Below are 26,466 nucleotides of genomic sequence, written 5' to 3' on the forward strand. Positions count from 1 at the left end.
GAGCGAAGAGCCGTGCGCGGACGTTCTTGCGATCCTCATGTCTCCGGATTTGCGATTCGGTCGCATTATCGCTACGTGCGATCGCAAATGAGTCGCAAAAGGGGACGTGACATGAATATCCGGGTTATGGCGTTGAGTGGGGCTGCGCTGATCGCGTTGTGGAATCCGGCCGTGCACGCCGCCGAAGCGGATGCCGCCGACGCGCCGAGCGACGAAAACCAGATCGTCGTCACCGCCGCCAACGCCGGCACGAAAACCGAAACGCCGCTCATTCAGTTGCCGCAGCCGATCAAGGTCATCACCGCCGACCAGTATCTGTCGCAGGGTGCGATCAGCATCAGCGACACGGTCAAATATGCCGCCGGCGTGCTGGCCAATCCCTATGGGCGCGACACCCGCGTTGACGGCTTCAACGTGCGCGGCATCGACGCGCTCCAGTTCCGCGACGGCATGCGCGACATCTTCAGCTATTATGCCAGCATCACGTCCGACCCCTATAATTTCTCGCGCGTGGAAATCGTGCGCGGCCCGGCGTCGGTGCTGTTCGGCCAGGGGTCGATCGGCGGCCTCGTCAACCTCGTCTCCAAGACGCCGGAGTTCAGGACGGGCGGCGAACTGAACCTCGTCTATGGCAGCTTCGACCGCAAGGAAGCGATGGGCGATGTCAATGTCGCGCTGGCGGATAATCTCGCGGTCCGCTTCGTCGGCCGCGTCCGCGACGCCGACACCTATGTCGATCATGTGCCCGACGACCGCGTGATGTTCGCGCCATCGATCCGCTGGCAGCCGACCCCCGACACCGACATTGTCCTGACGGGTCTCTATCAGGAGGACGACACCGGCTCGACCTCGCAATTCCTGCCGATCGTCGGCACCTTCCGTCCGAACAGCGCGAACCCCACCGGCAAGCTCGGTCAATATGCGTTCGTCGGCAAGCCCGGCTGGGATCGTTACAATGGCCGGTCGCTGCAGGGCGGCGGGTCGATCACGCACAACTTCTCGGACAATGTGCGCCTCAGCCTCAAGGCCCGCTATATCGACAGCGACCTTGAATATTTCACGCACTATGCCGACAGCTATTCCAATCCGCTCGATCCCTTCTCGGTCTATGGCGATGACGGCCGTACCATAGGCCTTTATGCCGATGCGAGCGACGCGAAGATGAACGTCTTTTCGACCGACAATAATCTCCAGTTCAACTTCAACACCGGCGCCAATATCGAGCATAAGCTGCTCGTCGGCATCGACTATAGCTGGAACAAGGTCGGCAAGCGCTACGCCAGCGGCTTCGAGACGGTCGACCTCTACGACATCGACCAGGATGCGCTGCTGACCTACGATCCCACCGGCCCCTTCGCCTATGAATCGCAGAAGCAGCTGGGCGTCTATGTGCAGGACCAGATACGCTTCTTCGATCGCGTCTCGGTCGTGCTGGGCGCGCGCCGCGACCGTGTCACCGGTTCCTCGGGTCAGAAGGACAATGCCACCACCTTCCGCGCCGGCATCATCGGCGAAATCGGCGCCGGCATCTCGCCCTTCTTCAGCTACACCGAAAGCTTCCTGCCGGTGGCGGGCAATCTTCAGGGACCGGGCGGCGTCGTCGGCGATCCCTTCACACCGCAGACCGGCACCCAGTTCGAGGCGGGCGTGAAGTGGCAGCCGACCCCGGCCACGCTGGTCACGGTCACGGCCTTCAAGATCAAGGAACGCAACCGCGTCCTTTATGGCCCGCTCAATTCCATCACCCAGTCGGGCGAACTGACGACCAAGGGCTTCGAGATCGAGGCGAGCCACACCCTGCCCGGCAATTTCGAACTGCTCGCCAATTATGGCTACAGCAAGCTCAAGTCCGAAGTGAACACCAGCCTCGATTATATGCCGCGCCACACCGCCTCGATCTGGTCGACCAAGACCTTCGGCCTCGTCGACGAAGCCCAGCTGCGTCTGGGCGGTGGCGTGGTCTACAGCGGCAAGAGCATATCGACCAGTTCTCTCTGGTCGATCGTCACCCCGTCGCGCACCACGGTCGACGGTCTGGCGGAGATCAACTGGCAGAACTGGCGCTTCGCGATCAATGCGACCAACCTGCTCAACAACAAATATTACGCCTCCTGCCTGGCCCGCGGCGATTGCTTCATGGGCGCCCCGCGCAACGTCATGGGCACGGTCGGCATCCGGTTCTGACAAGGGAGAGGAAAGATGATGAAATGGACTTCCGCGCTGCTGGCGATCGCCTGTCTGCCCTCGCTGGCGCAGGCGCATGAAATCTGGGTCGAGCGCGACGGCAGCGGTCCGGCACGCATCTATCTGGGCGAACCGGGCGAAGTCATGCCCGCCGGCGGCGATCCCGAATTCGAACATCTGAAGGCGCCGCGCCTCGTCCCGGCCTCCTCGGCCGCGCAGGTCCGCAAGACGGGCTATATCGAGGTTGCCGCGCCCGCCGGCGACGTGCGCGTCATCGACGACAGCGTCTTCGCGCCCTGGGGTGAAGAGGGCAAGAAGGAAGGCGTGATCTATTATGCCCGCGCCGGCCGCAGTGAAGCCAAGGCCGCGCTGCCGCTGGAGATCGTGCCGACCGCGCCCGGCGCCGACAGCTTCACCCTGGTCCGAGACGGCAAGCCGGTGGCCAATGCGAAGCTGACCGTCTTCACGCCCGACAAATGGTCCAAGGCCTTCACCACTGACGCCCAGGGCAAGGTGGCGCTGCCGCTTCGGGAAAAGGGCCGCTACATCCTGTCGGCCACGCATGAGGAAAAGGGCGACCTGACCCTCGCCGGGCAGAAGGTCGCGACCATCTATCACATGGCGTCGCTCAGCTTCGCGAACGACTGACCCACGCTGTCCTATCGGGACAGGCCCTGCTATGCTCCACGCCGCCGCTTTCCGATAGGATCGCGGCGGCGTAACTTTATGTCGAAATCTACGGGAAATGTGCGAAGTTAAGCGAGGAAAATAGGTATCCACCTCTCTCGCATTTGCATTCCCGATCGATCAAGTTGCGGATTTCATACCCTCTTTCGTTCCCCATGGTTACGAACGGCAGACATAGTCGCCGGCACGGAACAGGGGATCATCCGACATGACGTCTTCGTTCAAGACCCTCGCGCTCGCCCTCATGCTCGGCGCCGCCACGCCCGCCCTTGCCCAGCCTGCCAACCTGCCGCCGCCCGCCAATCTGCCTCCACCCGGTGGCGAAAAGCCCACCGCCTTCGACGTCCATGAAGGCACCTCCATGGCCGTGTCGGTGTCCCCCGACGGCAAATGGCTCGCCGTCGACCTTCAGGGCAGCCTTTGGATCATCCCGGCCAAGGGCGGCAAGGCGAAGCGGATCACCGACTATTTCAACGACGCCCGCCAGCCCGTCTGGTCGCCGGACGGTTCGCGCCTCGCCTATTTCGCCTATCGCGACGGCAATTATGATCTCTGGACGATCAAGCCCGATGGCAGCGACATGAAGAAGCTGACCGACGGCGTCCATGACGATCGCGATCCGGTCTTCTCCCCCGATGGCAAGAGCCTTGCCTTCTCCTCCGACCGCAGCGGCAATTACGACATCTGGACGCTGGACATCGCCACCGGCGCGATGAAGCAGGTCAGCAGCAATCCGCGCGAGGATCGCCTGCCCAGCTGGTCGCCCGACGGCGCCCGCATCGCCTATTCGGGCGGGGACGGGATGATCAAGAGCGCCATCTACGTCACCACCCTCGCTACCGGGCAGGAAAGCCTGCTCAGGCAAGTGAAGGGCAAGGCCGAGGCTCCGTCCTTCGGCCCGTCCGGTGAACTCGCCTATGTCGTGGCCGACAGTGCCGGCAGCCATCTGGAAATCGACGGCAAGCCGGTCAGCGGCAAGGAAAATGTCTTCCCCTTCCGCATCTCCTGGGGGAAGGGCGGCTATTATTATGTCTCCGACGGCAAGATCCGTCGCCGCAGCGGCAACGCCCTGTCCACCGTCGATTTCGCCGCCACGCTGGAGGTCGTCCACCCCAGCTACACCCGCGCCAAGCGGGACTGGGACTCCACCGAGCCGCGCAAGGCGCTGGGCATCGTCCATCCGCATATCTCGCCCGACGGCAGCCGCATCGCCTTCGTTGCGGTGGGCGATCTTTACGTCGTCTCGTCCAAGGGCGGCACGCCGGAAAATCTGACGAAGGACGCCGCGCTCGACGCCGATCCCGCCTGGTCGCCCGATGGCCAGAGCATCGTCTTCAGTTCCGATCGTATTGGCGGCCTGCCGCAGCTCTGGATCAAGGATCTGAAGACCGGCAAGGATCGGCAGCTCACCAATATGGACACCCAGCCCCTGGGCGCGGCCTGGTCGCCCGACGGCACCCGCGTCGCCTTCATCGACGTCGACGGCCGCTGGGGTGTCGCGGGCGTCTGCGTCGTGGACGTCGCCACCGGCAAGGTGACGCGCCTCCAGGGTTCGCTCGGCCAGCCGGGCAGCCCCAGCTGGTCGGCGGACGGCAAATATGTCGCGATCAGCCTGTCCTACAAATTTTCCAACAGCTTCCGCGAGGGCACGAACCAGGTCTATGTGATCCCGGCGGACGGGAAGGGCGAAGCCTTCTGGCAGCTGCCCGAACCCAATATGTCGCTCGACACGCGCAGCGGCAGCGGCCCCGCCTGGTCGCCCGACGGCACCAAGATGGCGGGCATTTATGAAGGACTGCTCAAGATCTGGCCGGTGGACAAGGACGCCAGGCCGCTGGGGCCGGTGCGCAGCTATACCGCCAGCACCGCCTTCTACCCCACATGGACGGCGGATTCCGGCACGATCCTCTATCAGGCGGACGACAGGCTGAAGACGATCAATGTCGCCACCGGCGTCATTGCCGACGTGCCGATCGACCTCAGCTACCGCCTCGCCAAGCCGGCCGGCCGCACCGTCATCCATGTCAGCAATCTGGTCGATTCCGTCACCGACACGACCCAGCATGACAAGGACATCATCGTCGATGGCAATCGCATCGCCGAGATACGCGATCATGACGCGGCACTGCACAAGGATGGCAAGTTCGTCGACGGCACCGGCCTCACCGCCATTCCGGGCCTGATCGAATTCCATTCGCATGTTCAGAAGGATTTCGGCTCGAATCTGGAAAAGGCCTGGCTGGCCTATGGCATCACCACGGTCCGCGATCCCGGCACCCAGGTCTATGATGCGGTCGAGGATCGCGAGGCGGCCGAGGCGGGCGTGCGCCTGTCGCCACGCCTCTATGTCGGCGGACCTCTGCTCGAATGGCAGCGCGTCTATTACAAGATGGGCATCGCCGTGTCCGGCCCGGCCCATCTGGAACGGGAGCTGAAACGGGCGCGGGTGCTGAAATATGACATCGTCAAAAGCTATGTCCGCATGCCCGACCTGTATCAGCGCCGGATCGTCGAAGCGGCGCATGACATGGGCATCCCGGTGTCTGGCCATGAAATCTTCCCGGCCGCCTATACCGGCGTCGACGGCACCGAACATCTGGGCGCGACCAGTCGGCGCGGATACTCCCCCAAGCAGGGACCGGGCGGCATGGCCTATGAGGATGTCATCCAGCTATTCGGCCGCAGCGGCCGCACATTGACCCCGACCAATTTCGGCGCGCTGACCGGCTATCTGGAAAAACATCCCGATTATCGCACCGATCCGCGCGTCAACCTCTATCCCAGCTGGGCGCGCGAAACCGTCACCGGCACCAATGATCCGATGGCGGTCTTCACCCGGCCGCTACTGGCGGGCGGCCTCATCAGCCTCAAGAAGATCTATGATGCTGGCACCCATGTCGTTGCAGGCACTGACACGATGATCGCGACCAATCTCCATGCGGAGATCGCCTCCTATGTCGATGCGGGCCTGACACCCTTCCAGGCGCTCCAGACCGCAACGGTCAATTCGGCAAAGGCGCTCAATCTGGACGCCGGGACGCTGGAGGCAGGCAAGCTCGCCGATATCGTCCTGCTGGATGGGGACCCGCGCGCGGACATCGCCAATACGTTCAAGGTCAGGAAGGTCATGGCCAACGGCGTCACCCATGATGTCGGGGAACTGGTCGGCGCGGCCCAGTAACAGACCAAATAGGAACGATCGCCGCCGGGACCGAAATCCCGGCGGCGGTCATCGATCACTTCAGGTCGAAACGGTCTGCGTCCATGACCTTGGCCCAGGCCTTGACGAAGTCGGTGACGAATTTGTCGCCGGCATCCGCGCCGGCATAGACTTCCGACAGCGCACGCAACTGCGAGTTGGAACCAAAGGCAAGGTCGGTCCGGGTCGCCGTCCACTTTTCCTGATCGGTGTCGCGGTCGGTGCCGACGAACACCTCGTCGCCCCGGTCGCTGACTTCCTTCCACGCCGTCCGCATGTCGAGCAGATTGACGAAGAAGTCGTTGGTCAGCTGGCCCGGCCGCTCGGTCAGCACGCCATGGGCGCTACCGCCATGATTGGCGCCCAGCACGCGGAGGCCGCCGACCAGCACGGTCATTTCCGGCGCGCTCAGACCCAGCAACTGGGCGCGATCGACCAGCAGCTCTTCCGTCGGCACGCTGAAGCGGACCTCCAGATAGTTGCGGAAGCCCTCGGCGCGGGGTTCCAGCGGGTCGAAGCTGTCGGCGTCGGTCTGCGCTTCCGTCGCATCGCCGCGACCGGAGGTGAAGGGCACGCTGACCGTATGACCGGCCGCCTTCGCCGCCTGCTCCACGCCGACATTGCCGCCCAGCACGATCAGGTCCGCGATGCTGACCTTGCCGCCAAACTCACCCCTGATGCCTTCATAGACCGCCAGCACCTTGGCCAGTTCGGCCGGTTCATTGACCGCCCAGTCCTTTTGCGGGGCCAGACGCAGTCGCGCGCCATTGGCGCCGCCGCGCTTGTCGGAATCGCGATAGGTGACGGCCGACGCCCATGCGGTTTTGACCAGTTGGCCGATGCTGAGACCGCTGGCCGCGATCTTGCCCTTCAGCGTCGCCACATCGGCGTCGTTCAGCGCCTGTCCCGCCGGGATCGGATCCTGCCAGATCAGGTCTTCCGCCGGCACGTCCGGTCCCAGATAGCGGGGCTTCGGCCCCATGTCGCGATGGGTCAGCTTGAACCAGGCGCGAGCGAAGGCGTCGGCGAACTCATCCGGATTCCTGTAGAAGCGCTCGGCGATTTCCCGATATTTCGGGTCTTCGCGGAACGCCATGTCGGCGGTCGTCATCATCGTCGGCACGCGCCGTTCGGGGCTGTGCGCGCCCGGCGCCATATCCTCCGGCTTCTGGTTCTTCGGCTGCCATTGCTGCGCGCCCGCAGGGCTGCGGACCAGCTCATAGTCATAGTCGAGCAGCATGCGGAAATAGTTCATCGACCATTGGATCGGCGTCGGGGTCCATGGCCCCTCCAGGCCGCTGGTGATGGTATGGTCGCCGATGCCGCTTTCATGCCCGCTCTGCCAACCAAGCCCCTGCTGCGCGATATCCGCACCCTCCGGTTCCGCGCCGACCTTGGACGCGTCGCCTGCGCCATGGCATTTGCCGAACGTATGGCCGCCGGCCGTCAGCGCCAGCGTTTCCTCGTCATTCATCGCCATGCGGGCGAACGTCTCGCGAATGTCGCGCGCCGACTGGAGCGGATCGGGATTGCCGCCTGGACCCTCAGGATTGACGTAGATCAGGCCCATCTGGATCGCCGCGAGCGGGCTTTCCAGTACCATTTCCCGTTCGGGCTGAATGCGTGTTTCATTGCCTTCCTGGCCGACCCAGAACTCTTCGGTACCCCAATAAATGTCCTTCTCCGGCTCGAACACATCCTCGCGCCCGCCGCCGAAGCCGAACACCGGTCCGCCCATCGATTCGATCGCGACGTTGCCGGCCAGGATCATCAGGTCCGCCCAGCTCAGCTTGCGACCATATTTCTGCTTCACCGGCCAGAGGAGGCGGCGCGCCTTGTCCAGATTGGCATTGTCCGGCCAGCTGTTGAGCGGCGCGAAACGCTGCGTGCCCGACGAAGCGCCGCCGCGCCCGTCGCCGGTGCGATAGGTGCCCGCGCTGTGCCAGGCCATGCGGATGAAGAAGGGGCCATAATGGCCATAGTCAGCCGGCCACCAGGGCTGGCTGTCGGTCATCAGCGCGGTCAGGTCGCGCTTAACCTGCGCCAGATCGAGGCTCTTGAATTCCTTCGCATAATCGAAGTCGCTGCCCATCGGATTGCCGGATCGGCCATTCTGCTGAAGGATGTCCAGCGTCAGCTGATTGGGCCACCAGTCCCGGTTGGTTCGCCCCAGCAGGGTTCGCAATGCCGCCGGCTGCTTGCCTGGATCGTTCAGGGGGCTTCCGCTCGTTTTCGCGTCCATGGATCGACTCCTCTCGTTGGGCCAGCCGCTACCCTACGGCTGTTAACGGCCTTATAGGCCTGTGCACGGCTGGAGCAGAAATTGGAAAATCCGCTGACAGTTACAATCCTAGCCGCTGATAGTGCAACGATGCAGGCGAGGCTGTCGTTCAGGCTGGACCCTCGCGGTCAGCGCCGCGCCGGAACCAACGCTTATCGTAAACTGTTTGATGACTCTGATATGTTTAGGGAGAAATATGATGTTGTGGACCCTCCTGCTCATCCTCCTCGTCCTCTGGGCGCTTGGTGCGTTTATCGTACCCGTGGGCGGCGGCCTCATCCATTTGCTGCTGGTGGTGGCAGTGATCGTGCTCGTTTATCAGCTGGTGACAGGGCGCCGTGTCTAGTTTTGCCGCGACAGTCACCGCGCCATCCCAGTGCTGCCTGTAGAATAGCCACCTGTGAAGGCCTGCATGGGTCTTCACAGGCGACGTCCATCATTCTGCCGTCAATCGAGCATCGCTGCCCGTAATTTGGCGATGTCGGTATCGGTCAGCCCCAATGCCTTCTTCATATAGCCTTCCGACCCGCCATATTCGCTGTCGATATAGGTGAAGAATTGCGCCAGATGCGAAGCGCCGGTCGGCGTGTAGAGCGGCTCCGCAACGGCGCGCTTCTTTTCATCAGCGCTGAAATAATATTTCAGGATCGGATTGTTCGGATAATCGGCTGGATTGACCTTGGGCATTTCATATTGTGGCCGCCGCAGTGCGGTCGACATATGATAGTCCTTCAAGATCGTGTCCCTGTCCACGCCCAGTACATCATAGAGGATGGCCGTCGCCATCCCGGTGCGATCCTGACCGGCTGAACAATGATAGACGACCGCGCCCTCATTCGCCTCGATCCGGCGATAGAGCGCGCGCAATTGCGGCACGAGCATCTTTTCCATGCCCTTATAGACATTCTCGCCATTGCCCTTGCTAAAATTGGCCATCAACGGCGCGATCTTGTAATCATTGGCGATGAACAAGGCGCCGGTGCGGTCGTCAATCTGGTCGGGCGCAACGTCCCTTTCCTCCAGCGAACGCAGGTCCACGACCGATCCGATGCCCAGTTGCCCGACCAGCGCATAATCGGCCTCCGTGAACAGCGGCATGGCGCCTGACCGGAACGCCTTGCCCCAGCGGACGGCATGGCCATCTTTCGTCACATAGCCGCCAATGTCGCGGAAATTACTGCCCTGCTCGATCGGCAGGACACGTTCGCCCGCGACCGCGACCTTGCCGCCCTTGTCCTTGAGCAGGACATAGCGGCGCTCGCTGGCGGGAATCGGCAGCGTGATCTTCTCGCCTTTCGCTATGGCCCTGACGATTGCTACATCGACCTTCTGATCGGCGTTATCGATCCGGTCGTCCTTGCTGATCCAGACGCCGGTCGGAACGATGTCGCCCCGTTCCAGAGCAACGCTCTGCGCGTCGATGCGGGTCAGACTTGCCGCTTCCCGCGCGATCCCTGGCGTTGCCGACGAGAGCGCGATGAGAGCCAGGCTGAAGGTGAGGGTGATCCGCATGATCCTGTTTCCTCTCAGAAGCTGAAGCGGACGCCGAACAGGTAACGCGACCCGATCTGCTCGACTTCAGTCGGCGTGGCGGGCGTGCCCTGATAGGCTATGTATTTTTCGTTGGTCAAGTTGGCCAGGTCGGCGAACAAGGTCAGATTCTCATTCAGCGCATAGCGCAGCGATATGTCGAGATTGTCATAGCCCTGGCGATATTCGCCGCTGCCCATGCCCCCCAGCGTGTCCAGCCAGTGCGAACGCCACTGATAGCTGACACGGGCCGAGATGCCATATTTCTCGTAGAAGAGCGAGGCATTGGCGATCGTCTTCGACATGCCCTGGAAGGCGATGCCCTTTTCGGTCGGCGTGTCGAAGCTGCCGTCGAGCAGGGTTACATTGCCCTGAAAGCCCAAACCGTCCAGCGCGCCGGGCAGGAAATCGAACTGCTTCAGCAGGTTGAACTCGACACCGTAAAGCTTGCCGCTTTCGCCATTATAGGTGCCGCTCAGCAGATAGCTGGACCGGTCGATGCCGCCGAAATTATAGAAGTCGCTGCCGACCACGGCCTGGTTCTGGTACAGGACATTGTCGACCCAGCGGTGGAACGCCGCGACGGAAATCATGCCGTTGCCCGGCAGATAATATTCGATGCTGGCGTCCGCGCCCCAGGTATATTCGGGCTTCAGCGCCGGGTTGCCGCCGCCGATCGTGCCGGGGCTGTTGGTGTCGTTGATCGATGCGCCGATGCGTATCGCGCCATAGGCCGGGCGCGACACGCTGCGCTGACCGGCCAGACGCAGCACCAGATTGTCGGTTGCGGCATATTTCAGGTTCAGACTGGGGAAGAAGGCGACCTTGCTGTCGTCATAGGTCAGCGGCGTGGCGATGTCGCCTGCCACCACAGTGCCCTTGTTGTTCATGCTGTAACGTTCGATGCGCACGCCGCCTATGGCGGTCAGCGCGCCGCTTTCGATCTTGCCCATCACATAGCCGGCCAGCGTCTTTTCGCGCTGGGCGTACCGATCGCTGTCGGGGTTGTCGAGCGCCGGGTCGTAGAGGCCGGCAGCCTCCATCCGGGCGAGCAGGCTGTCTATGTCGCGGCGCATGGCGACATTATCGACATAATTGAGCGTCACACCCAGCGGGAAGCCGGTGTCCCACGCCTTGCCGGTCACATAGGAGTTGATGTCGAACGGCTGGCCCACGCTGGCGCCCAAGGCGCCGATATAGGCCAGGTTCGAGGTGGAAAAGAGAGTGCCGTTGATCGTGCGGTCGGCATAGAGGCCACCGGCGGAAAAGGTGAAGTCGCCCATTTCCCTGGCGATGTCGAACTTGGCCGTATAACTGTCCGACACCGTCTCCTGCCGCGCCGCGATCATATAGGCGCCACTGTTCGACAGGCTGGCCTGATTGAAAACACCATTGATGGTCACGATCGGGAAATTGGGATCGCTGTTGTCGTAGCTGAGCGACAGATTGTTCGCTCCGCTCGTCGATGCCTGCACCAGTGGCAGATAGCTGGTATTTTCGGTGCGCGTATAGTTGAACTTGAAGGAAGCGGTCAGGCCATCGTCCGTTTCATAATCGCCGCCGACTGTGCCGATATAGTTGCGGTTCCGATACTCGCCGAAGTTGAAGCTGCCACGCAGGGGAACGCCGGTCAGCGTGCCGCTGTCCTGCGTGCGGGCGCCGCCCGTCGCGCGATCCAGGCGGAATTCATATTGATTGCGCTGTTCATTGTCGTTGAATTCGGAGAAGATCGCCTTGGCATAGAGGCGCTGGCCGTCCGCCGGGCTATATTCTACACCGCCGAACAGGCCGTTGTTCCAGCGTTCGATCTTATATTGGCGCACGTCGAATTCGGTCGGCCCGCTGGCGTCATAGGCGCCAACCTCGCGATTGTCCGTCAACTGCTTGCGGCGATAATGGGAGCCGCCCAACACCACGCCGAAATTATCGTTTGACCAGGAGAGGCGCAACGAACCCTGACGCTGTTCGCCGCCGCCCAGGTCCATCATGCCATAGCCGGCGTCGCCCGATATATGCAGCCCCTTGCGCTCCATCGGCGAATAGGTGCGCAGGTCGATGGTCGCGACTACCGCGTCGGCCTGAAGATCGCTTGTCAGGGACTTGTTGATGACCATCTGCGACAGGAGCACGGCAGGAATGGCGTCAAAACGAAAGGCGCGGGTGTCACCGCCTTCGTCCACGCCCACCATCGGAATGCCGTCGATGCTGACGCTGGTCCAGCGGTTGGGCGCGCCGCGGACCTGGATATAGCGTTCCTGACCCTGGTCGCGCTGCACCGCGACGGCCGGCAGGCGCGACAGGGCGGCGGCGGCATTCTGATCGGGAAAGCGGCCGACGGAGTCGGACGCGGCAATATCCGTCATGTTGAGCGCGTCGCGTTTCAGTCCGATCGACTCCTGCTGTGCGGACAGGATGGCGCCGGTGACGACGATCTCACCCATATCCTCTTCCCCGGCGGCCGGAACGGCAGCGGTCGTCGGCTGATCGGCAGCGATGGCAGGCTGGATGAGGGCGATCGCGCCACAGATGGCGGTGGTGCGCAGGAGTGTCGCGATGGGCAATGTCATGATGTGTCCCCCGGTTGGTTCGCCGGGCGCCTAGAACGCCTGTATGTAACTAATGTGACGACGCGCCGGAATCCGGGATGGGTGTGCGCCAGGCAAATCCGCTCGCCTGGTCGGTCCGCCCTTGCTATATTTCCGCATGTCACCGACGCGCCGGACCCCTGAAGCCAATGATAAAATATGAAAAGAAATCATCATCTAGCAAGCTGGTAGAGGCCATTTTCCACCTTTGGGAACATGGCGGCGGCGAAGTCGTGTCCGCGCGCCAAATCTCCGTTGCTGCCTCTGCGCCGGTTTCTTCCATCTATCATCACTTTGGATCTCTGGAACGGTTGTTCGAAACCGCGCAGGAAGAGGCGCAGGTGCGCGCGCGGCTGTGGGGTGATGATCGAATCGCCCAGCTGGACGGCCTGCCCGCCGATCCCGCCGCCTTCGTCGCCTTCTTCGCCGCCACGGTGGACGATTGGGTGATGGGACAAAGGCAGATCGCCTTCGCATGGCGGGAGGGCCAGTTGCTGCGCACCGACAGTCGCGCAAGTGCGCAAGTGCGGGCGGGCTGGTGCGGATTATGGGCGGATTTCTGGCGCCGGGCGAGCGCCCGTTTCGGCCTTGCCAGACATGCCAGGTTGATCGAACGCTTTTTCGACAATGAGGCCTTCCTCCACATGATCGACTGGCGGCGCACGGTCGATCGGGCCGGGTTGGGCGAATATGCGCGCGGCCTGGGTGCGTGGCTGACCGGCCAGCCCGTGCCACCGGCCCCCTGGCGCGATTTTGCTCGTCGTGAAGCGTTGTCCACGGCGCCCGACGTGCCCGAACATGATGGCACGACCGCTCGCATCGCGGAGGCTGCCGCCACCCTAATCGAGGAAGCCGGCCCGTCCGCAGTCACGCATCGCGCCGTGGCGGATCGGGCCGATCTGACGCTCGGCGTCGTCTCTCACAAAAGGCGGACCAAGGCCGAATTGCTGCAGGCCGGGTTCGAAGCGGTCTATGTCGGTGCGCTTGGCCGCTTGCACGCCCGTACCGCCTCCATCGCTCCGGCCGATCCGGCGGCGATGTTGGATGGCATTGCCGATTTTATCGCCGGATCGCTGGGCGGCCGAGGTATCGACGCGCTGCATCTGGCCGTCGCGCGTGACCCGGCCCTGCGCCCCTTTGGTCTGCAGCTACGCTATCTGAGGGGGGCGACGTCGCGCCATTTGCTGCAACTGCTGCGGCCAGGCCGGCCGGACTCCAGTTATCTGGAAACGGCGCTGTTGTCCGGTTTCCTGTCTGCCCTTGCGCGCCGTCATGCCGACAGTTCCGCCGATGAAGCCCGGACAGCGATCCGCGAGGAAATGGAGGCGTTGGCGGCCCTGCTGTGACGCGTGCCATGGTCGCAGGGCCGTCATGCATGGCTCGTCACGACACGCCATGGCGTGTCGCTCCTTTTCTCCGTCAATGGATGACGTCTGCGGACCGTGACGGATCACTGTCCTTTCACGACAATCATCACCGCGCCGTGCGCCGGGACGCTGTAGCTGGCGGGCAGCATGGTCGCAGTGGCACCCGACCACAGATCCTCGACCTGCGTGACCGTGCCCAACCCGGCATCCTCGGCGATCAGCGCGAGCGACCTGCTTTCCGAGCCGCGATTGAACAGCGCCAGCGCCACGCGGCCATCAGCCAGCGGCTTGGCCCAGACTTCCAGCGCGCCCTGCTTGCGCACGGCCCTGCCCTGCACGCCGCGCGTATCCTGATCGACCGCGATGACATGGCGGTTGGTCAATATCGCCAATGTTCCGGCATCGGTTTTCCGCAGGTCGTGGCCCATCATCAGTGGTGCGGCCGACATCGCCCATAAAGTCATATGGGTGCGATATTCGTCCGCGCTCATGCCACCATTGCCGACTTCCAGCATATCGGGATCGTTCCAGCCGTGCGGGCTGGCATGGTCAGGGTTGCCATTCTTGTCGAAGCCGATCTTCGCCATTGTTTCATAATCGTCGGTGATGTCGCCGGTCGTGCGCCACAACTGCCCGCCGACGTCGCGGCCCCAGCTGCCAACGTCGAAACGACCATATTCGCACAGCGAGAAGATCATCTCCCGTCCGGTCGCCTGCAGTGCCGCACCCATTTCATGATAGCTGCGCTTGACCGTATCGGCGTCGGCGTAGAACCATTCGCCCGAGCAGAGATCATATTTCAGATAGTCGAAACCCCAGTCGGCAAAGCTTTTCGCATCCTGCGCGACATGGCCATAGCTGCCTTCATAGCCGGCGCAGGTGCGCGGCCCCTGCGAACTGTAGATGCCGATCTTCAGCCCCTTGGCATGGACATAGTCGGTCAGCGCCTTCATGTCCGGGAACTTGTCGTTGGGCTGCAGCACGCCATCGGCGTCGCGCTTCCCCTGCCAGCCATCGTCGATATTGATGTAGGTGTAACCGGCATCGCGCAGGCCGCTCGACACCATCGCATCCGCCATGGCGCGCACGGTCCTGTCGTCGATATGCTCGGCGAACTTGTTCCAGCTGCTCCAGCCCATCGGCGGCGTCGCGGCCAGCTTGGCTGGAATGGGCTGGCCCAGCGGCGGCAGCGCCGTGAAGCGGAAAGCGCGGGCCTTGGCGTCCTTCGCGGTCCCGCGATAGCCGTCGATCGCGATCTTGCTCTCCCAGATCTGGCCTTCCAGATGCGGCTTCCCGTCCTTCAGCGTGACGCTCCAGCTCCGGGTCGGATGGTTGCGATCATTGATGTTGCGCGCTTCGAACAGCAGCTTCCCGTCCTCGACGCGAGGGTTCATCATCTCGACCGGACCATACCAGAATGTGGTGACGCGCCCCTCGATCTTGGCGCCCTTGCTCTTCACCTCCATCATCGTGACGCCGGGCGTCGGGGGAGCCTTGTCGAACAGCCAGACGCCGTCGAAGGCGGTTTTTGCGGATGCGGGCATGGTCGTGCAGAGGGTGATAGTGGCAAGGGCAGTGGCAGCAAAAAGGGCGCGCGTCATCGCGATTTCCTTTGGGACAATGTTGAACGAAAAGGGAAAGACGCCACCGTCAGGCGGTGGCGGCATCCCGCCGGGCGCCGCTGCGACTACGGCTGTAGAGGCCATAGAAGAGCAGGCCGATCACGTTCCAGGCGCCGAAGCGGACGAGGGTGGTGTCCGGCAGGCTGAACAGCAGATAGGCGCATCCCAGGATCGTCAGCGTGCCAACGACATAGGGTTGCGGGCAGCGGAACAGGCGTGGCAGTTCGGGCGAGCGTCGGCGCAGGATCATCAGACAGGCCCCCACCGCCATGAAGGCGATCAGCGTGCCGGCATTGGCGAGTTCGGCGATCTCGTCGAGGCGGAAGATGCCGGCGACCAGTGCGATCGATATGCCGGTCAGCAAGGTGATACGGGTCGGCGCTCCGGTGCGCGGGCTGATCTTGGCCAGGCTGCGCGGCAGCAGACCGTCGCGTGCCATGACGAAGAAGACGCGACTCTGGCCGTACATCATCACCAGGATGACGGAGGGCAGGGCAATGACGGCGGCAAGCGCGATCAGATGCGCCGCGACCGGCTGGCCTAGCTGGCGCAGCACCAGGGCCAGCGGCTCGGGTGAATTGGCAAGCTGCTGGAAGGGCAGGGCGCCCACGGCGGCAATGGCGACGCCCATGTAGATCACGGTGCAGACCAGCATCGACCCGATGATGCCGATGGTGAGGTCGCGGCCCGGATTCTTGGCTTCCTCGGCCGATGTGGCGACCGCGTCGAACCCGTAAAAGGCGAAGAAGACGATCGCCGCTGCCGCCATCACCCCGCGCTTCTCGCCGCCGATCTCAGTGCTGGCAAAGCCATAGGGCATGAAGGGATCGAGGTTGGCCGACTGGAAGGCAGGCAGCGCCATGGCGACGAAGATCGACAGCGCGACCAGCTTGATGATGACGAGGATGATGTTGAGCGTCGCGCTTTCGCGCGTGCCGGCGACCAGCATGCCCATCACGCCCAGCGCGACCAGCACGGCGGGCAAGTTGATGAGGCCGCCGCCATGTGGCCCGACCAGCAGCATCATAGGCAGATGGATGCCCGCCGATTGCAGCCAGCCGACCAGATAGCCCGACCAGCCGACCGCCACGGTGGAGCAGGCCAGCGAATATTCCAGGATCAGGCTCCAGCCGACGATCCAGGCGACGGTTTCGCCCATTGCGGCATAGCTGAATGTGTAAGCGCTGCCCGCTGCCGGGATCAAGGTCGCCATTTCGGCATAGGCGAGTGCGGCGCAGGCGCAGACCGCGCCGGCAATAGCGAAGGCGAGGATGACGGCCGGCCCGGCGCGCTCGGCCCCCACGCCCGTCAGTGTGTAGATGCCGGTGCCGACGATCGCGCCGACGCCCAATGCGATCAGATGCGGCCAGCTTAACGTCTTGGCCAGACTATGCCCGGACTCGCGCCTGGCGAGTGACTCGATGGATTTGCGTGGTCCGAGCATATTTTCCCCTTTATGGCTTTCGGATCATTGTGTGGCTGGCGGCGAATTGCGCGCGCAGATCGTCCAGCGTGCTGGCGATATGGCTGGTCAGCAGCGCCTGGACATCATCGGCCTTGCCCGCGAGCCAGGCGTCGAGCAGCGCCTGATGCTCCAGATGGGCGCGATCACCGCGGCCAGCGGGTGCCAGATGCGCCAGCACATAGCGTTCGGCCAGCACTTCCAGCCGCTCGACCAGTTGCGTCGTCAGCAGCCGCTCGCCCGGACGCACCAGCGCGACATGAAATTCCCGATTGCGCACGGCAACCGCATTCAGGTCGTCATTGGCGGCATGATCCAGCAGATCGAACGCTTTGATCGCCGCTTGCCTGTCCTCTTCCGTCGTGCGGCTACAGGCAAAGGCGGCGGCAGCCGGCTCGGTTGCAAGACGCAGCAGGTAGATTTCCTCCGCCTGATCGGCGGACATGGGCCGCACGAACCAGCCTCTATTGGCCTGGCTGGTCAGCAGCCCTTCATGCTCGAGCCGGGCCAGCGCTTCGCGCAGCGGAATCTTGCTGACGCCCAGTTCCGCTGCGAGCGCATCCTGCCGCACCGGCTCGCGGTCGGGCAGCTTCCCCTCGATGATCCGCTCCCGGATCACCTCGAAAATACGTTCGGAAAGCGTGCGGACGACGATTGTCACCTGTCTGTCTCCATATAGATCGCTGCGACGCATGAAAAATGCGTCATATCTCGACCGTATACGGTAGATAATCGCCTATTGCACCGCAAAATCGCGCCTGTTGTCGGTCTGTCCAATAATGTCATCTCTCCTGCGCGCGGCGAAGGCTGGGCCTGCCGCACAGGTGAGAGAAGACGAAATGGGTCCATATAGAGTCGGGCCTTGTGCGCAATTTGCTCAGTTGATATACGGTATACGATATCGGCGGGATGATGCAATGGAGTTTTTGTGGGGCGTATAGCGATAGTGGGCGGCGGCGTGGTGGGCCTGGCCACGGGCATCGCCTTGATGGATGCCGGGCAGTCGGTCGTGCTGGTGGATGATGATGAGGCGGGGCTGGCGGCATCCTGGGGCAATGCCGGGCATATCGCCGTGGAGCAGGTGGAGCCGCTGGCGTCGCTTGCCCTGTTGCGCAGCGTCCCGCGACGGTTGTTCTGGCGCGGCGGAGCGCTGGACTTTCCGCTGTCGGCCATCCCTTCATGGTTGCCCTTCGGCCTGCGGCTGATGGCGGCCGCGCGGCCGGCACGCTTTCGACAGGGCAGGGCGGCGCTGCGCGGGCTGATGGCGCAGGCCATGCCCGCCTGGGAATCGCTGGTGAAGCGGATTGGCGAGCCGGGCCTGTTACGGCAGGACGGGCACTATGTCCTGTGGCAGCAGACGGAGGCCGCTGTTGCCGGACGATCGGCCTGGCAAGGGGCGGACACAGGCACCGCGCAGCTTCGTGACGCTACCCGGGCGGAGCTGGCGCGCCTGTCCGGACTGTGCGCCCGACCGGCGGCGGGTGCGATCCATTTTGTCGGCAGCGGCCAGGTTGCGGACCTTGCCGCGCTTCGTCATGCCTTGCGCCTGACCTTCGCCGCGCAGGGTGGCGAGATCGTCGCGCGCCGCGCCACCCTGCATCGCGTCGGCGGCCGGATCGAAGTGCCCGGCATCGACGCCGAGCGGGTGGTCCTCTGCGCAGGCGTCCGTTCCCGTCCGTTGATGGAGGCGCTGGGTCACAAGGTGCCGATGATCGCCGAGCGCGGTTATCATATCCGCGCCGATGCGGCGGACTGGCCTGCGGACCTGCCGCCGGTCGTGTTCGAAGAACGGTCGATGATCGTCACCCGCTATCGCGACTGCGTTCAGGCGGCCAGCTTCGTGGAACTGGGGCGGGTCGATGCGCCAGCCGATCCGCGCAAATGGGATCGGCTGGAACGCCATGTCGCCGAACTGGGCCTGCCGATCCGTGGGCCGTTCACGCGCTGGATGGGATGTCGTCCGACCCTGCCCGACTATCTGCCGGCGATCGGTCGTTCGGACAAGGCGGACAATCTCTATTATGCCTTTGGCCATCAGCATCTGGGGCTTACACTGGCGCCCATCACGGCGCAGTTGATGACAGCGCTGATCATGGAAAAGGCGCCGCGATTGTCTATTTCGTTGTTCGACATTCGGCGTTTCGCATAAGGATATCATATGATTGGTGGATCAACCGCAGAGATCGAACTGGATCGCCTGCACCCTTGGGCCGACCGCGCCGCATCCATAGCGGCGGACGAGCGGCTGGACCGCATCGCCAGGGCGCAGGCGCTGACCGACGGCATCGGCGCACAGGCGCTGCTGGTCAATGCCGGGGCGTCGCTGCGCTATTTTTCGGCCGTGCCCTGGGGACAGAGCGAGCGGCTGGTGGCGATGCTGCTGCTGCCCGGGCGCACGCCGATCATCATCTGCCCGCATTTCGAGATCGGCACGCTGGAGGCGGACCTGGCCGTCAGCGCCGACATCCGGTCGTGGCAGGAGGATGAAGATCCGGTGGCGCTGGTGATCGATGCGCTGGCCGAGGCTGGGGTGCGGACGGTGGCGATCGACCCGGAACTGCCCTTCCACTTCGCCGAGCGGCTGCGGCAGGGGAGCAGCGCGACTTTGGTGGACGCCAGCCCGGTCATTAGCGGATGCCGCATGGTCAAGTCCGCCGCCGAACTGGCGCTGATGCAGCAGGCCAAGTCTATGACGCTCCTCGTTCACACCGCGGCAGCGCGGATATTGCGTCCCGGCATCCGTGCCAGCGAAGTGACCCGCTTCATCGACGAGGCGCATCGCCGGCTGGGCGCGAAAGGCTCCAGCTTCTGCATCGTCCAGTTCGGTGAGGCGACGGCCTACCCCCACGGCCTGCCCGGCGACCGGGCGCTGGAGGAGGGGCAACTGGTACTGATCGACACTGGCTGCACGATCGAGGGCTATCATTCCGACATCACGCGCACCTATGCCTTCGGGCCTGTGGACCAGCAGGCGCGCGACATCTGGGCGCTGGAAAAGGAAGCGCAGCAGGCGGCCTTCGATGCGGTCGTGCCCGGCGCGCCGTGCGAGAGCGTGGATGCGGCGGCGCGCGCGGTGCTGGAGAAGGCCGGCCTTGGCCCCGACTATCGCCTGCCCGGCCTGCCGCATCGGACTGGCCATGGCATCGGCCTGTCGATCCATGAACCGGCCTATCTGGTGCGCGGCGACAAGACGGTGCTGCAACCGGGCATGTGTTTTTCCAACGAACCGATGATCGTGGTGCCGCAGCGCTTCGGCATCCGGCTGGAGGATCATTTCCACGTCACCGCCACCGGCGCGCAATGGTTCACCCAGCCGCAGGCGGCGATCGACCGGCCTTTTGCAGCCTGACTATCGGGTAGCCGGGCGCAGCACGCGCTGCGCCCCGATATTCGCCACCAGCACCAGCGCGCCGATCGCCGCGGCGACCAGGCCGATACGCAGATAGGCATCAAGGATGATCGCCCGGTCGCCGCCATCGGCGCCGCCGCCCATCGCCTCGATCACCGATGCGATCACCCCCGCGCTGAAATTGCCCGCCGCCGTCGCCAGAAACCAGGTGCCCATCAGGAAACTCACCATGTGGCGCGGAGCGAAGCGGGACATGGCGGAGAGGCCAACGGGCGACAGGCACATTTCCCCGATCGCGTGGCAAAGGAAGAGCAGGAAGATGAAGGTGAGCGGCACTTTCTGGTCCGCCGGCACCAACTGCGCCAGCGTCATCAGCACGAAGCCGCCGCCGACCATGATGATGCCGAATGCGAAGCTGCTGAGCGGGGTGGGCATGCGGTCCGCCTTCGCAAGACGCAGCCAGAGCGCCGCGAAGGGCAGGGCGATCAGGCAGACGAAGAATGGCGGCAGCGCCTGGAACACCGAGGCGGGGACCTCATAGCCAAGGATCATGCGGTCGACATGATGATCGATGAACAGGCTGAGTGACGATCCGCTCTGTTCGTACAGACCCCAGAAGACCGGCTGGATGACGACCAGCGCCAGAGCATAGAGCAGCTTGCGCCGCTCCTCGCCCTCCAGTCGGGCGAGCGCGATCCAGACCAGAAGCAAGCCGATCAGCACGCCGCCGACCGCAAGCAGGGTGCCGGTTAGTTTGGGCGAGACCAACAGCACCCAACTCAGCAAGGTCAGTGGGATTGTGCTGCCATAGATCAGCCATTCGCGCTTCACCCCAACGATTGGTTTGGCCAGCGCGGCCGGATCGGGCGCTTCACCGCCGCCCAGCAGATGGCGCTTGCCGCGGGCGAAGACGATGACGCCCGCGATCATGCCGATCGCCGCCGCGCCAAAGCCATAGCCCCAGCCCAAAGTCTCGCCCAGCAGCCCGCAGATGATCGGGCCGACCGCGCCGCCGATATTGATGCCCATGTAGAAGAGCGTGTAGGCGCTGTCCCGGCGCGGATCATGCTGGGCGTAGAGCTTGCCCACGAGCGCGGAGATATTGGCTTTCAGGAAGCCGGTGCCGACGACGATCAGCGACAGGCCGATCCAGAAGATGGCCTGTGCCGATGTGCCGAGAAAGTCTTCGACCCCCAGGATGATATGGCCGCTGGCGATCACCAGCCCGCCGAACAGCACCGCTTTGCGTTGCCCCAGCCAGCGGTCGGCCAGATAGCCGCCGATCATCGGCGAGAGGAAAACCAGCGCGAGATAGGAGCCGTAGAGCAGGCCCGACTGCTCGCCCGAATAAAGGAAGTGGCGCGTCAGATAGAAGATCAGCAGCGCGCGCATTCCGTAGAAGGAGAAACGCTCCCACAATTCAGTGAAGAAGAGGACGTATAGCCCCTTGGGATGGCCCCAGAGCGTCTCGGCGTCGGTGGGCGCAACGGGCGTCGTCATCAGGGTATCCAGCGATAGTCGGGCTTGGCGGTGACTTCGGTGACGGGTGCGGTCAGGGCCGCGCCGCGCTTCGGGTCAGTCGCCGCTGCCTGATCGACGAAGCCATAGGAGACGCCCTTGTCGAACTGGCCGCCGCGATGTTCGACGTCGCCGATCGTCTGCGCCGTGCCGGACAGGATGATGCCCTTCTCATATTCGCCGATGCCCAGCATCGAGGTCGCCGCGCGGGCATGGTCGCGCAATATGGTGTCGCCCCGCAGGACGGTGAGGCCGGCGATCACGGCATCATCCTGTAGCTGTGCCTGACGTGTGACGACGGCATGATCTTCGACCCGTGCCCGGTCGGCGACGGTGCCGGACAGGACGCGGGCATAGGGGCCGACATAGGCCGTTGGTGCGACCTTTGCGTCCGGGCCGACCCAGCCGCCGCCATTGGGATGGCGGTGGCCGCCAGGGATGGGCGCGGGCGCGTCGGGTCGTGCGCCGTCCAGTTCGACCATCCAGGGATAGCGGTAGATGGAATAATAGGGCTGGTCCCAGCGGATTTTCTGCATCTGTGACGGGGTCGCCATGACGACGAGATAGAGGCCCTTGTCATCGGGACGGATGGCGATCGCCGTCTGCGCGCGTGCGCCGCGTTGGAGCGGACTATAGCGGCTCTTGCCGTCCGCGCCGACGGCGACCACGCCCCAGCGCCAGTCGGAGGCAGGCGGCGGGATGGTGTCGGGTTCGTCGGCGAGGCCAGGGAGCTTGGTAACGGCGGACGCCTGCTGCACGATGCCGCGGAAGGTGAGGCTAACGCGCGACTGGCCGGCATCGGGGTTCAGCTTGACGATATTATAGCCCCAGCGCTGCGGCGCCCACATGTCAGGCACGGCGTAGCGGCGCTTGGCGGCGTCGATCGGGTCCAGCACGGTTGCGGCCAATATGTCCGGCCCGGTGGACTGGTCGTAGCCGCCATAGCTGCGGCGATAGGCCGCACCATTGGCATAGTCCCAGTTCGCGTTGTGCAGCGCCCAGTCGCCGAAGGCGTCGTTCAACTGATCCTGCGTCCAGCCCATATTGCTTTTCAGGACGGTGAAGGGATCGGCGGTCAGGCGCGCGGGATCGTCCTTGCCCGGTGCGGTGCGCCAGAGGGCATTAACCGCGTCATAGCCGTGGCGGTCTTTCAGATATTCGAACCATTGCCAGTTGCAGTAGCGCGACCGGGTCGAGCCATAATAGAGATGCGGATATTGTTTGAGCAGCACCGAACAATGGGTGTTGTCGCGAAATTCCGGCAACTGGGTGGTCATCCAGTTGGCATGACTTTCGAACATCCAGCCGGTGTAAGGCGAGTCCATCAGCCGGCCGGTCGCGGCCTGAAGGGCGTGGGTCAGTTCATGGGCGAGGCCGAACCGGTCTTTCAACGCGCCCGGCCCGATCCACATGCCCATATGGCCGAGCGAATCCGTGCCGCCGGTCAGGCCATAATCGACGCCGATATAGGCATTGACCTTGTACTTGGTGGCATCGCCGCAATGGGGCATCGGGAAGCCCAGCGTGTCGATGAAATAGGCCCAGACATATTCCAGATGCGCGGCCGCTGCTTTGGCGTCGGCGGGATCGACGGTGCCGGGCTTCCAGTGGAAGGCGACATGCGCGCTTTCCATCTGGAGGGGGAGCGCACCGTTCGCTTTGTCGCTGGGATCAGTTGCCGCCACGGTCCAGGGGGCAGTGGCGCAAATAGGATTTCCGGGGCTTAACTTCGCATGTTTCCCGCTTGTTTCGACATTTTGTTGCGCCGGGCTGATCCTATCGGCAAGTGCCGATGAGCAGTTGCGGGCCAGCATAGCAGCCGGACCGTTAGTAGGACAGCGATCGGCTGCCGGCCGGGGCAGGGCGGCCAGCGCCGCGCCCCCCATCGTCAGACCAAGAGCCGAAGCGAGGAGGGCGCGGTGCATCTTCATCAGCGCGGCGTCAGCGTGATGCGGGTGGCGCCGGTGGTGAGCGGGATGGCATAGCCACCCCGATCCGCCGTGCCGCCGTCAATGGCGTAGGGCTTGCCGTCCTTCGTCGTGGTTTCGAACAGCAGGCGGGCCTCGGCTGTCGCCGCATCAGCGGCGTCTAGCGTCAGCACGACGTTGCCGGAAGCGGCGTCATAATCGGCGCTGGCGATGCGGCCGGCCTCCAGCGTGATCCACAGGCCAGCGGGCGCAATGAACAGGCGGCGGCGCGCGCCATCCTGCGGCGCGATATGGATCTTGCCGGCGTCGTCCGTGACCTTGCCGCCAAAGCCCAACCAGCCCAGATCCTTGTCCTTGACTGCATAGGTGGCGGACGCGATCGCATGGCCGTAAAAGCCCATGCCATAATCGCCGGTCAGCGCGTCCCACTTCATCATGTCGGGCCAGCTATGGAAGGCGGCGGAGCCGAAGCCCTGCTGGTCGATATTGGTGATGCCGCCCATCATGCCGCCATAGGCGACGCGCAGCAGATGCAGGTCGTCCGGGTTCTGGCGATAGGCGTCGAACAAAGGCACGGCGTTGAGCGCCGAACCATAATGGTGAATCTGCCGCTCGATGCGGGACACCTTCCCGCCATAGAGGAAATCCCAATAGCGGCGGGCATTGCCATTATAGCCCCAGCTCGGGATGGTCGGATCATAGCCAAGGATCACTTCCTTGGTGACGTCCGCCTGCGGCTGATAGCCGAAATAGCGCATCCAGGCATAGACTTCGGGCTGGCCGGTGGAATCCCAGGCCATTTCGCTGCCGAATGGATATTTGAGCGTGCGCCAGTGATCGGCGCGGCCCTTCATCAGTTTCTCCATTTCGATCGCTTCGGCGGTCAGGCCTTCGCGCTTCAGGTCCTTGAGGATGTCGAGGAAGATGTCGCCTTCCATTTGGCCGAACTGGGCATAATAGGGCGCGTCGCGCATCATCGCGACCGAAGTGCGATAGGCCCAGTCGAGATAGAAGCGCCAGTCATGCTGCTTCACCAGACCCTGACTGTCGCGGGCAAGGCGATAGAGCACCCAATGGCCGATCGCGACATGGGGGTAGTTATAGGAGCGGCCGAGATCGTCCGAATCCTTCTTCGACCAGGCGGTCCAGTTCTTCCAGTTGATCGCCGGGTCGTAATAGTCCGGGAACTCTTTTGGGTCGTAATAGAAGAGGCTCTTTTTGACCGCGCCGGCCTGTGGCCCTTCGGCGACCTGAAGATGGCCTAGCACGGTTTCGTTGACCATGCGTTCGAGCTTGGCGACTTCCTCCGCATTGGGATTGTCGAGCTGCTTGATCGCGGCCGCGACCCAACTGCCCGCGCCGCCCTCGTCGCTCATCCCGGCGACCCAGACGCGGCCGTCCTGCGTCAGGATCTTGTTCTCTTCCCGGTCATAGGAGAGGATGGCGGGGGAGCGATGGAAGGGATCGTCCTTGCCCTCAAACCACTGATTGGTGGTGGTGAAATGGCCGATATCGGCCATCACCTGTTCCAGCGGCTTGGTGATATAATAGCTGACGGTCTGGGCCTGCCCGTTGGCATAGGTGACGGTGAGGCGCGCCTGTCCCCAGCCCGATGCCTTCACGTCATAGCGCGCCCAGCCGGTGCCGTTCTCGGCCGGCGTCGCGGTGAGCGCGCCGGCGGGGAAGCTTTCGATCTTCGCGACCGGGCTGGCGGATTTTAGGTAAAGCCTGGCCGACTGGTCGGTGGGCACGACATAGCCGGGGATGCCGACCGCGACGGGGCGCTTGTTGGCGACCAGCGTATCCTCGATCGCGCGGATGCTGGGCGAGGTGACGAAGCGCAGGCCGATGGTGCGGCTCTGGCCGGGCGCCAGCATGATGCTGGTCGCGTCATTCCATTGCGGGCCGGCCTTGGCCCATTCCTTCTCGACGAAGCCCTTGCTGGCGACGGTCCAGTCGTAGAAGCCTTCGGATACCTGCGTGCGCGGGCTGCGGTCGGTGAAGATATCATCCTTGGGCGCGGCGCGGGCCTCCAATACCGGACGATAGGCTTCGAGCGGGCTGTTGTTTTCGGGCAGGACCAGCAGCGCCGGACCCTGACCGTTGAGGCGCGTCACCTGCAAGTAGCCGGCGTCGCGACCGATATAAGGATCTACGAAGCTGGCCTGCGCATGCGCCTGATCCAGATCGCGGTCGAGGATGATATTGTCGAACACCATCGGCATGCCGAGCGCGCCGATCTCGACGGGGGCGTTGCTGGTGTTGACCAGCGTGAAGCGCAGGGCGAGGACGCCATTGTCGTTGATCCATTGCCGCTCGACGCGCAGCGGGATGCCGGCGCCCATCGACGCCGTAATGTCGGCGGATGCCAGCACATTGCCTCGCACGGCGAGCTTCACGATCGGCTTGCGGGCATGGGCGGAGGAAAAGTCCTGCCATGCGCTGTCGCCGCTCTTCAGGCGGATGTGGATATCGCCGATATGGACATAGCCGTCACCTGCGCGTTCCGCCTCGCGTGCGGCAGGGACGAAGTCGAACGCGGCGTCGCCGATCGGCGAGAGATGCGCCAGCGTCTGCGTGTCGGTGCGCAGCGCCAGGTCGAAGGTCGGCGTCTTGAACGCGGTCTTCGCGATCGGCGGGAAGACCTTCTTTACGGGCTGGGCTTCGGCGGAGGCGGCCTGTGCCGGGATGAGCGCGGGCACCGACGCCAGCAGCAGGGCGATCAGGGGGAGTTTCTTGATCATGGTCGTCCTC

Annotated in this window: 16 protein-coding genes; 7 read left to right on the plus strand and 9 right to left on the minus strand. The window is 63.8% G+C overall.

Annotated elements, in window-relative coordinates:
- The first annotated feature begins 111 nt into the window (after nucleotides 1-111).
- From DM806_RS01575 to DM806_RS01585, 3 genes are all read left to right on the plus strand, one after another.
- Entirely contained in the window at nucleotides 112-2,184 is a 2,073-nt protein-coding gene (locus DM806_RS01575; protein ID WP_179041513.1) for a TonB-dependent siderophore receptor, read from the plus strand.
- Nucleotides 2,185-2,199: 15 nt separating this feature from the next.
- On the plus strand, nucleotides 2,200-2,832 hold the full coding sequence (locus DM806_RS01580; protein WP_179041514.1) for a DUF4198 domain-containing protein: 633 nt from the start codon (nucleotides 2,200-2,202) through the stop codon (nucleotides 2,830-2,832).
- Between the two features lie 247 nt (nucleotides 2,833-3,079).
- Nucleotides 3,080-6,052: an amidohydrolase family protein gene (locus tag DM806_RS01585; RefSeq protein WP_179041515.1), complete on the plus strand. Its 2,973-nt coding sequence runs from the start codon at nucleotides 3,080-3,082 to the stop codon at nucleotides 6,050-6,052.
- 55 nt (nucleotides 6,053-6,107) lie between these two features.
- On the opposite strand, the gene katG is transcribed toward DM806_RS01585, so the two are convergent.
- Complete coding sequence (katG, locus tag DM806_RS01590; RefSeq protein WP_179041516.1) at nucleotides 6,108-8,312, minus strand: catalase/peroxidase HPI; 2,205 nt, start codon at nucleotides 8,310-8,312, stop codon at nucleotides 6,108-6,110.
- Nucleotides 8,313-8,550: 238 nt separating this feature from the next.
- On the opposite strand from katG, the gene DM806_RS01595 reads away from it, so the two are divergent.
- Nucleotides 8,551-8,697, plus strand: coding sequence for a lmo0937 family membrane protein (locus DM806_RS01595; RefSeq protein ID WP_179041517.1), 147 nt, complete (start codon nucleotides 8,551-8,553; stop codon nucleotides 8,695-8,697).
- Nucleotides 8,698-8,798: 101 nt separating this feature from the next.
- On the opposite strand, the gene DM806_RS01600 is transcribed toward DM806_RS01595, so the two are convergent.
- Both DM806_RS01600 and DM806_RS01605 read right to left on the minus strand, forming a co-directional pair.
- On the minus strand, nucleotides 8,799-9,863 hold the full coding sequence (locus DM806_RS01600; RefSeq protein WP_179041518.1) for a tyrosine-protein phosphatase: 1,065 nt from the start codon (nucleotides 9,861-9,863) through the stop codon (nucleotides 8,799-8,801).
- 14 nt (nucleotides 9,864-9,877) lie between these two features.
- Nucleotides 9,878-12,448: a TonB-dependent receptor gene (locus DM806_RS01605; RefSeq protein ID WP_179041519.1), complete on the minus strand. Its 2,571-nt coding sequence runs from the start codon at nucleotides 12,446-12,448 to the stop codon at nucleotides 9,878-9,880.
- A gap of 251 nt (nucleotides 12,449-12,699) precedes the next feature.
- On the opposite strand from DM806_RS01605, the gene DM806_RS01610 reads away from it, so the two are divergent.
- Nucleotides 12,700-13,812, plus strand: coding sequence for a TetR/AcrR family transcriptional regulator (locus DM806_RS01610; protein WP_372859167.1), 1,113 nt, complete (start codon nucleotides 12,700-12,702; stop codon nucleotides 13,810-13,812).
- Nucleotides 13,813-13,916: 104 nt separating this feature from the next.
- Here the strand turns inward: DM806_RS01610 and DM806_RS01615 are convergent, their stop codons facing one another.
- Genes DM806_RS01615 through DM806_RS01625 form a run of 3 tightly spaced genes read right to left on the minus strand, consistent with a single transcriptional unit; the run spans nucleotide 13,917 to nucleotide 17,578 of the window.
- Nucleotides 13,917-15,434, minus strand: coding sequence for a glycoside hydrolase family 27 protein (locus DM806_RS01615; protein ID WP_218647284.1), 1,518 nt, complete (start codon nucleotides 15,432-15,434; stop codon nucleotides 13,917-13,919).
- 49 nt (nucleotides 15,435-15,483) lie between these two features.
- Nucleotides 15,484-16,899: an amino acid permease gene (locus tag DM806_RS01620; protein WP_179041521.1), complete on the minus strand. Its 1,416-nt coding sequence runs from the start codon at nucleotides 16,897-16,899 to the stop codon at nucleotides 15,484-15,486.
- A gap of 10 nt (nucleotides 16,900-16,909) precedes the next feature.
- On the minus strand, nucleotides 16,910-17,578 hold the full coding sequence (locus DM806_RS01625) for a GntR family transcriptional regulator (protein WP_179041522.1): 669 nt from the start codon (nucleotides 17,576-17,578) through the stop codon (nucleotides 16,910-16,912).
- A 267-nt stretch (nucleotides 17,579-17,845) separates the two neighbouring features.
- Between DM806_RS01625 and DM806_RS01630 the strand changes: the two genes are divergently transcribed.
- A complete protein-coding gene (locus DM806_RS01630) occupies nucleotides 17,846-19,066 on the plus strand; it encodes an NAD(P)/FAD-dependent oxidoreductase (RefSeq protein ID WP_179041523.1) in 1,221 nt (406 codons plus the stop codon).
- Between the two features lie 9 nt (nucleotides 19,067-19,075).
- A complete protein-coding gene (locus DM806_RS01635; protein WP_179041524.1) occupies nucleotides 19,076-20,266 on the plus strand; it encodes a M24 family metallopeptidase in 1,191 nt (396 codons plus the stop codon).
- Here the strand turns inward: DM806_RS01635 and DM806_RS01640 are convergent, their stop codons facing one another.
- From DM806_RS01640 to DM806_RS01650, 3 genes are read right to left on the minus strand one after another with little or no spacing between them, the layout of a single operon-like run.
- Nucleotides 20,267-21,766 (minus strand): peptide MFS transporter, encoded by a 1,500-nt coding sequence (locus DM806_RS01640; RefSeq protein WP_179041525.1) that lies wholly within the window; start codon nucleotides 21,764-21,766, stop codon nucleotides 20,267-20,269.
- A complete protein-coding gene (locus DM806_RS01645) occupies nucleotides 21,766-23,715 on the minus strand; it encodes an Svx/AvrXca family virulence/avirulence protein (protein WP_218647286.1) in 1,950 nt (649 codons plus the stop codon). Before DM806_RS01645 ends, DM806_RS01640 begins: the two co-directional genes overlap by 1 nt.
- Complete coding sequence (locus DM806_RS01650; protein ID WP_179041526.1) at nucleotides 23,715-26,456, minus strand: DUF5695 domain-containing protein; 2,742 nt, start codon at nucleotides 26,454-26,456, stop codon at nucleotides 23,715-23,717. The genes DM806_RS01645 and DM806_RS01650 overlap by 1 nt, the downstream gene beginning before the upstream one ends.
- Between the last annotated feature and the right edge of the window lie 10 nt (nucleotides 26,457-26,466).

It is taken from the genome of Sphingobium lactosutens (genome assembly GCF_013393185.1).
In the GTDB taxonomy this organism is placed as follows: domain Bacteria; phylum Pseudomonadota; class Alphaproteobacteria; order Sphingomonadales; family Sphingomonadaceae; genus Sphingobium; species Sphingobium lactosutens_A.